The following is a 1,315-nucleotide window of genomic DNA, read 5'->3' as shown; positions in this document are numbered from 1 at the left end:
GGTGACAGCGTATAATGGTAAATAAGTCAACCACCCTTTTTCTTTAAAAAAGACCGATTTTAAGTAAAACCCCCATTTTCCATTTTTAGGAAGGTTCAACCATCACAGAAATTATTTTAGAGCTCCTCTAGAACGTGAAGGGACCTTGCGTTTCATCCTACAGGGATACCGCCTAGCGAATATAAACTAAGATTTTCACGTATTATTCGTATTTGTAGGACAAGATCCATAACGCTGTCACACGAGGTCTATAAGCCTCAGGCACGAGATACAATGTAATCTAACGTCCTAGAGGAGCTCTAAGTTATCCAAAAACTAAGATACTAAAGAATATAAATAACTGATACTAATCTTCTAAATTAAGCTGATAGACAAACATTTGAAGAGACATGGATTTCATAAAAACGTTTTACATTGGCGGCACGAAGTTTCTTACTTATTTCCTTTACTAAGACATAGTTCTCTTGATTTGTGCGGTATAGGGTATGGTTTCGAATCATGGAAAAGGCTAAACGAATCATTCGGTTTCCTAAAGCTATATAAGCTTGACCTGGGAGTTTCCCTCGTTCTTTAAAGGCAACATATCTCTGCTTCATTTCGGGGTTATTAGCGGCTAGGGATCTACCTACTTGGTAGGCAATATTACGGAATGTCCTCCTACCTTGTTTAGAAATACAGTGGTAAGAAGGCTTTTTTCCACCTGATTGTTTCACAATAGGATTTGTCCCTGCCATTTTGATTAATTGCCCCGCATGCTCGAAGTCCGAGATATCACCCATTTCGGCGAATAATTCAGCTCCCGTTACCACTCCTATCCCTGGAACACTTAGAATCACTGCTCCTTCCATACCGACAAACAAATCTTCAATCTTACGCTCTAAAACATCAATTTGATTATTCAATAATTCAAAACGATCTAGCTTTTGAGTTAAGAGGAAAATATCCCCTTCTAACAACTGTTTTGGCTGAGATATGGAGTTTTTAGCATAGTCTAATAGAATTTGAATGGTACTGTCTCGTAATTTTAGGTTTTCTCGAATTGAAAGTTCACGTAAACCCTTTTCCCCGAGTGTTAGGATATCGCTTGGATGCGGATAGTGCCTCATCAAATATAGTGCAGACTTTCCAAACAATTTACTTAACGGTCCAACATGTTCACGCTTTCCATTTACCCAAACGGACTTCCCCTGGAATTCCCTAAAGATATGGTCCATATGCATCCGAATCAAATTTTGTGTCTCTGTTCGTTCCTCTACTAATTCACGACGGGCACGTGTTAGCTTTTGTAAAGTAAGAACATTACCAGAAGCTAATT

Annotated in this window: 1 protein-coding gene; it reads right to left on the bottom strand. The window is 38.6% G+C overall.

Features of this window, described 5'->3' with window-relative positions; genetic code table 11:
- Positions 1-359: 359 nt before the first annotated feature.
- A partial coding sequence (locus tag FXW34_RS22745; protein ID WP_147536298.1) for a transposase occupies positions 360-1,315 on the bottom strand: 956 nt, incomplete at its 5' end.

It is taken from the genome of Bacillus marasmi (assembly GCF_902168435.1).
Classification (GTDB): domain Bacteria; phylum Bacillota; class Bacilli; order Bacillales; family Cytobacillaceae; genus Bacillus_BU; species Bacillus_BU marasmi.
The sequence above is the reverse complement of the archived record's forward strand: the minus strand, read 5'-3'. Positions and strand labels throughout refer to the sequence as shown.